The 6,368-nt window shown below is 68.0% G+C and carries 6 protein-coding genes; 1 reads left to right on the top strand and 5 read right to left on the bottom strand.

The window, feature by feature from the left end; translation table 11 throughout:
- Window positions 1–143: 143 nt before the first annotated feature.
- The gene (locus ACWIGU_RS10455) at window positions 144–1,529 is read right to left on the bottom strand and encodes a serine hydrolase domain-containing protein (protein ID WP_454399391.1); all 1,386 of its coding nucleotides are present in this window, start codon (window positions 1,527–1,529) and stop codon (window positions 144–146) included.
- Window positions 1,530–1,641: 112 nt separating this feature from the next.
- Window positions 1,642–3,117, bottom strand: a complete 1,476-nt coding sequence (dnaB, locus tag ACWIGU_RS10450) for a replicative DNA helicase (RefSeq protein WP_356289166.1) — start codon at window positions 3,115–3,117, stop codon at window positions 1,642–1,644.
- A 458-nt stretch (window positions 3,118–3,575) separates the two neighbouring features.
- Here dnaB and ACWIGU_RS10445 point away from each other — a divergent pair, with 458 nt between their 5' ends.
- Entirely contained in the window at window positions 3,576–4,913 is a 1,338-nt protein-coding gene (locus tag ACWIGU_RS10445; protein ID WP_454399389.1) for an MATE family efflux transporter, read from the top strand.
- A gap of 94 nt (window positions 4,914–5,007) precedes the next feature.
- On the opposite strand, the gene rplI is transcribed toward ACWIGU_RS10445, so the two are convergent.
- From rplI to ACWIGU_RS10430, 3 genes are read right to left on the bottom strand one after another with little or no spacing between them, the layout of a single operon-like run.
- Window positions 5,008–5,454, bottom strand: a complete 447-nt coding sequence (gene rplI, locus ACWIGU_RS10440; protein WP_454399387.1) for a 50S ribosomal protein L9 — start codon at window positions 5,452–5,454, stop codon at window positions 5,008–5,010.
- A gap of 17 nt (window positions 5,455–5,471) precedes the next feature.
- Window positions 5,472–5,708, bottom strand: a complete 237-nt coding sequence (gene rpsR, locus ACWIGU_RS10435; RefSeq protein ID WP_003949403.1) for a 30S ribosomal protein S18 — start codon at window positions 5,706–5,708, stop codon at window positions 5,472–5,474.
- Window positions 5,709–5,766: 58 nt separating this feature from the next.
- Window positions 5,767–6,366, bottom strand: coding sequence for a single-stranded DNA-binding protein (locus ACWIGU_RS10430; protein ID WP_454399385.1), 600 nt, complete (start codon window positions 6,364–6,366; stop codon window positions 5,767–5,769).
- Window positions 6,367–6,368 lie beyond the last annotated feature (2 nt).

Here is a 6,368-nt window from a genome sequence, read left to right as displayed (position 1 = left end):
TGTCTTACACTCCACTCATCCCCCCCGGGGGGGGGGGGGGTGGGTGTGTTTTTCCCCTACACCCACCCCCCCCCCCGGCCCCTTCACCATCCAGACCGGAAACTAGACCGGACAGGAGCGATCCTGACTGGAAACCAGACCGGCTAGGTCCGAGGAAGACCTCGCCAGCCCTCCTGGTCCACGCCGCCGGGAACCGGCGCCCCCTTCTCGTACGGCTCACGCGTGAAGACGAACGATCCGAGATCGAGATGGCTCACCGACCCGTCGGACCGGCGCTCGACACGCAAGAGTTCCCCCGCGTAGTAGCCGTCCAGCCCGGTCCAGGTGCCGTCGCCGTTCGGGCGGAATCGCGAGTCCCGCGCCCCGCCCGTCAGCGGTCCGAGCGAGACTCCTCCGTCGGCCGTCAGCCGCAGCACCGTGCTCTGCGTACCCCAGTACCAGGGCCCGGCGAGCTCCAGCACCGTCGCATCGACGTCCGGCAGGGGCCGCCACGGCTCGGGGATGCGCGGCTCGGCCTCGGCGACGATACGGAGAAGGTCCGTGCTGACCGTCGACGCGGGCACGCCCGACGTGCAGTTGGCGAGCGTGACCGCGGCCAGACCGTCCTCCTCGCTCAGCCACAGCCCCGCCACAAACCCGGGCAGCGAACCACCGTGCCCGGCCAGCACACGGCCATTCCTCCGTACCAGCTGAAGACCGAGGCCGTACGAGGAGTCCCAGTCCCCCGACAGCGTGGGCGCGGCGGGCGTGCGCATCTCGCGTACGGACTGTGCACTCAGAACCCGGTCGTCGCCCTCCATCAGGAACACGGCGAACCGACCCAAGTCCGCTGCCGTCGACCAGAGTTGCCCAGCAGGGGCCATCAGACCCAGATCCTCCGCGGGCTCCGGCATCATCACATCGGCCCAGGGATGCACGGCCCAGCCACCGGCATGCGGGGCCTGCGGCTGCCCGCTCGTCCGGTCCAGACCGAGCGGCTCCAGGACCTCGCGACGCAGGACGTCCTCCCACGGAGCACCGCGCAACGCCTCGACCAGCGAACCCAGCAACGTGTAGCCGGGGTTGGAGTAGTGATGCTGCTTACCGACCGGATGCCTGAACGGCTTCTCGCCCAGCACATCGGCGAGCTCAGGACGCAGCGAGCACGACGAACGCTCCCACCAAGGACCAGGAGTCTCGGCCGCCAACCCACTGGTGTGCGCCAGAAGTTCGGCGATGGTGACCTGGCCGGCGCCGGTGCCCGGCAGATGCTTCTCCAACGGGTCCCCGAGGTCGAGCACACCCTCATCCCGCAGCCTCAGCACCAGCACGGCCGTGAACGTCTTGGTGATCGAGCCGATCCGGTACTGCACGTGCTCGTCCGGAGCATGCCCGTCCACACAGGTACGCCCACCGCTCCACACCAGCTCACCGTCGCGAACGACCGCGGCCACCAGCGAAGGGGAACGGCCTTCCGCCTGAGCGGTGGCAATGTGGTGCAAGAGGGCTCGGCGCGTCGTGGGCAGCAGCTCTTCAGGGGATGTCGTCATGCCCCAAGTCCACCCCGCCGGCCGCCAGCCGTCGACCGCTTTTAGGCCGACACTTCCAGGTCGCACGTCCATGCCGTGCGGTTGCGGTCGTGCGGGAGCAGGTCGTACGGGATCAGGTCTGCGCCATGTCCACGAAGCGCGAGTAGTGACCCTGGAAGGCGACCGTGATCGTTGCCGTCGGACCGTTACGGTGCTTGCCCACGATGATGTCCGCCTCGCCTGCGCGGGGTGACTCCTTCTCGTAGGCGTCCTCGCGGTGCAGCAGGATCACCATGTCCGCGTCCTGCTCGATCGAGCCGGATTCACGCAGGTCGGACACCATCGGCTTCTTGTCCGTGCGCTGCTCGGGGCCACGGTTCAGCTGGGAGAGCGCGATGACCGGCACTTCCAGCTCCTTGGCGAGCAGCTTCAGGTTTCGCGACATGTCCGAGACCTCCTGCTGACGGCTCTCGGAGCGCTTCGAACCACCGGCCTGCATCAGCTGCAGATAGTCGATGATCACGAGCTTGATGTCATTGCGCTGCTTGAGGCGACGGCACTTCGCACGGATCTCCATCATCGACAGGTTCGGCGAGTCGTCGATGTAGAGCGGTGCCGCCGAGACCTCGGGCATCCGGCGCGCGAGCCGGGTCCAGTCCTCGTCCGTCATGGTGCCGGAGCGCATGTGGTGCAGCGCGACCCGCGCCTCCGCGGACAGCAGACGCATCGCGATCTCGTTCCGGCCCATTTCCAGGGAGAAGATGACGCTGGGCAGGTTGTGCTTGATCGAGGCGGCCCGGGCGAAGTCGAGCGCCAGCGTGGACTTACCCATGGCGGGTCGGGCGGCGATGACGATCATCTGGCCGGGGTGCAGGCCGTTCGTCAGGGAGTCGAAGTCGGTGAACCCGGTGGGCACACCGGTCATCTCGCCGCTGCGGGAGCCGATCGCCTCGATCTCGTCGAGCGCGCCCTCCATGATGTCGCCGAGCGGGAGGTAGTCCTCGCTGGTGCGCTGCTCGGTGACCGCGTAGATCTCGGCCTGCGCACTGTTCACGATCTCGTCGACGTCGCCGTCGGCCGCGTATCCCATCTGCGTGATGCGCGTGCCCGCTTCGACGAGCCGACGCAGGACCGCACGCTCGTGGACGATCTCGGCGTAGTACTCGGCGTTCGCCGCCGTCGGAACCGTCTGGACGAGGGTGTGCAGATACGATGCGCCACCGACCTTGGTGATCTCGCCACGCTTGGTGAGCTCGGCCGCGACCGTGATCGGGTCGGCCGGCTCGCCCTTCGCATACAGGTCGAGAACCGCGGTGAAGATCGTTTCGTGCGCGGGGCGGTAGAAGTCGTGGCCCTTGATCACCTCGACGACGTCGGCGATCGCGTCCTTCGACAGGAGCATGCCACCGAGGACCGATTGCTCGGCATCGAGGTCCTGGGGCGGTACCCGCTCGAAGGACGGAGCTCCGTCGTCCCAGCCGCCGTCGCCACCGCGGTCGTGCTGCTCCTCGCGCACCCGCCCGCCACTGCCACGCTGGCGGGAGGCAGGCAGACGGTCACTGGGACCGCTGTCGGCCCAGGGGTCGTCCAAAGGCTCGGAGATACTCACCGGGCCACCTCCTCCAGTCCGCCGGGCGGACCTCGCCGTGCCCTCTTTCTTACGGCACGACACTGACAAATATGGGGACCCGACTCCGGTTCTGACGCGTCGGTTCATGACGTTTCCGAGGCCTGAAATCGTGGCGGGCGCCGCACCACGGTAGGCCCCTCGGCACCTTCAGCCAATCTGGTTATCCACAGGCGGTGTGGATGAAGGGCCTCTCGCTGTGGAGAACTCCGCAAAACCTGTGCACGACCCGGTGGACAGCCCTGTGAACAAGCCCTCAGGAAGCGCGCAGAAACGTGCCTGACCTGCGACTTTCCCGTCCACCGGCTGTGCAGGAAAAATACTTTCCCGGTCGGCCCAAGATCGCTGTAAACGGTGCGTGACGCCACGCCCGAGAGGCACGGAAGTAAGGACTCAAATGCGGTTGCATCTCTTACCTGTGGAAGATTACATTGGTGCTCATGACACAGGCTCCCGCGGCGACCAAGGCCGCCCGGCGTCGGCATGACCGCGAGATCGTCGCGCTGGCCGTCCCCGCCTTCGGCGCGCTCGTCGCCGAGCCTCTTTTCGTGATGGCCGACAGCGCCATCGTCGGCCATCTGGGCACCGCCCAGCTGGCCGGTCTCGCTGTCGCCTCGTCCCTCCTGATGACCGCCGTCAGCGTCTTCGTCTTTCTCGCCTACGCGACCACGGCCGCGGTGGCCCGCCGCGTCGGCGCCGGAGATCTGCAGTCCGCGATCCGTCAGGGCATGGACGGGATCTGGCTCGCGCTCCTGCTCGGTGCCGCGGTCATCGCCATTGTCCTTCCCACCGCTCCCGCGCTCGTCGAGCTGTTCGGTGCCTCGCACACCGCGGCGCCCTACGCGATCACCTATCTGCGGATCTCCTCGCTCGGCATCCCCGCGATGCTCGTCGTCCTCGCTGCGACAGGAGTCCTGCGTGGCCTCCAGGACACCAAGACCCCGCTCTATGTCGCGGTCGGAGGCTTCGTCGCCAACGGCGCGCTCAACGCGGGGCTCGTCTACGGCGCCGGCCTGGGCATCGCAGGCTCAGCCTGGGGTACCGTCATCGCCCAGGTCGCCATGGCCGCCGTCTATCTTTTCGTCGTCGTACGCGGGGCCCGTCGTCACGGCGCTTCCCTGCGTCCCGACGCCGCCGGGATACGAGCCTGCGCCCAGGCAGGCGCGCCGCTGCTTGTCCGCACCCTCTCGCTGCGCGCCATCCTCATGATCGCCACCGCTGTTGCGGCCCGGCTCGGCGACGCGGACATCGCCGCGCACCAGATCATCATCTCCCTGTGGAGCCTGCTGGCCTTCGCGCTCGACGCCATCGCCATCGCGGGCCAGGCCATCATCGGGCGCTACCTCGGAGCGAACGACGCCCAGGGCGCACGCGATGCCTGCCGCCGCATGGTGCAGTGGGGCATCGCCGCGGGAGTCGCCCTCGGACTCCTGGTGATCGTCTCCCGACCGCTCTTCATTCCACTGTTCACGAATGATCAGGTGGTGCAGAGCGTGGCACTGCCCGCTCTCCTGATGGTCGCGCTGTCCCAGCCCATCTGCGGCATCGTCTTCGTTCTCGACGGGGTCCTGATGGGAGCGGGAGACGGTCCGTATCTCGCCTGGGCGATGCTCGCGACCCTGGCGGTCTTCACGCCGGTCGCCCTGCTGGTGCCGGTCTTCGGCGGAGGGCTCACCGCGCTGTGGGGCGCGATGACTTTGATGATGACCGTGCGGATGGTGACCCTGTGGCTGCGTTCGCGCTCGGGCCGTTGGATCGTCACGGGCGCCACGCGCTGACCCGTTTCACGTGAAACGGTGACCGTGAATCACGTTGGGCCGCACCCCGAGGGGTGCGGCCCAACGTTTGCTTCAGCTCTGCCGAGCGCAGTGCTTAGGCGGAGACGACCTCGACGGCGACCTTGGCGGCAACCTCGGGGTGCAGACGCACGGTCGCCTCGTGGGCGCCCAGCGTCTTGATCGGCGAGCCCAGCTCGACGCGGCGCTTGTCGACCTTCGGGCCACCAGCGGTCTCGATCGCCGAAGCGACGTCAGCCTGGGTGACGGAACCGAAGAGACGACCGGCGTCGCCGGAGCGGACGGCCAGACGGACCTTGACACCCTCGAGGCGGGCCTTGATCTCGTTGGCCTGCTCGATGGTCGCGATCTCGTGGATCTTGCGGGCGCGGCGGATCTGCGCCACGTCCTGCTCGCCACCCTTGGTCCAGCGGATCGCGAAACCACGCGGGACCAGGTAGTTGCGGGCGTACCCGTCCTTGACGTCGACGACGTCGCCGGCGGTGCCGAGGCCAGAGACCTCGTGGGTAAGGATGATCTTCATTGTTCGGTCACCCTTCCTTATCGCGCGGTGGACGTGTAGGGCAGCAGCGCCATCTCACGGCTGTTCTTCACGGCCGTGGCGACGTCACGCTGGTGCTGCGTGCAGTTGCCGGTCACGCGGCGGGCACGGATCTTGCCGCGGTCGGAAATGAACTTCCGCAGCATGTTCGTGTCCTTGTAGTCCACGTACGTGACCTTGTCCTTGCAGAAAGCGCAGACCTTCTTCTTAGGCTTGCGCACAGGCGGCTTCGCCATGGTGTTTCTCCTGTGTGATCAAGAAGTGTGGGTACGGCCCACCCCTTGGCCCTGAGGCCTAGAAGGGGGGCTCGTCCGAGTAGCCGCCGCCGGAGGAGGACCCGCCGGAGCTTCCGCCCCAGCCGCCTCCGCCGCCCTGCTGGCCGCCGCCGGCCGGCGCACCGGTCGCCCAGGGGTCGTCGGCGGAAGCACCGCCGCCGCCCTGCTGCTGACCGCCACCGGAGCCACCGCCCCAGTTGCCGCCGCCCTGCTGGCCGCCGCCACCGCCGCCGTATCCGCCCTGGCCACCGCGACCGGTGGTCTTGGTGACCTTGGCCGTGGCGTTCTTCAGGCTGGCGCCGACTTCCTCGACGTCCAGCTCGTAGACCGTGCGCTTGACGCCCTCACGGTCCTCGTAGGACCGCTGCTTCAGCCGGCCCTGCACGATGACGCGCATGCCTCGCTGGAGCGACTCCGCGACGTTCTCCGCCGCCTGACGCCAGACCGAGCAGGTCAGGAACAGGCTCTCGCCGTCCTTCCACTCGTTCGTCTGACGGTCGAAGGTGCGGGGAGTGGACGCGACACGGAACTTCGCGACCGCCGCACCGGAAGGGGTGAAGCGCAGCTCGGGGTCGTCGACAAGATTGCCGACGACCGTGATGACGGTCTCGCCTGCCATGG

The organism is Streptomyces sp. NPDC055400 (assembly GCF_053644375.1).
This window is presented reverse-complemented; position numbering and strand designations above follow the sequence as displayed.

What these genes read in the sequence shown, in the direction of transcription:
- ACWIGU_RS10445 (WP_454399389.1), top strand. Translation starts at nt 3,576, where the DNA reads ATGACACAGGCTCCCGCGGCGACCAAGGCCGCCCGGCGTCGGCATGAC.
- rplI (WP_454399387.1), bottom strand. Translation starts at nt 5,454, where the DNA reads ATGAAGATCATCCTTACCCACGAGGTCTCTGGCCTCGGCACCGCCGGC.
- ACWIGU_RS10430 (WP_454399385.1), bottom strand. Translation starts at nt 6,366, where the DNA reads ATGGCAGGCGAGACCGTCATCACGGTCGTCGGCAATCTTGTCGACGAC.
- ACWIGU_RS10455 (WP_454399391.1), bottom strand. Translation starts at nt 1,529, where the DNA reads ATGACGACATCCCCTGAAGAGCTGCTGCCCACGACGCGCCGAGCCCTC.
- rpsR (WP_003949403.1), bottom strand. Translation starts at nt 5,708, where the DNA reads ATGGCGAAGCCGCCTGTGCGCAAGCCTAAGAAGAAGGTCTGCGCTTTC.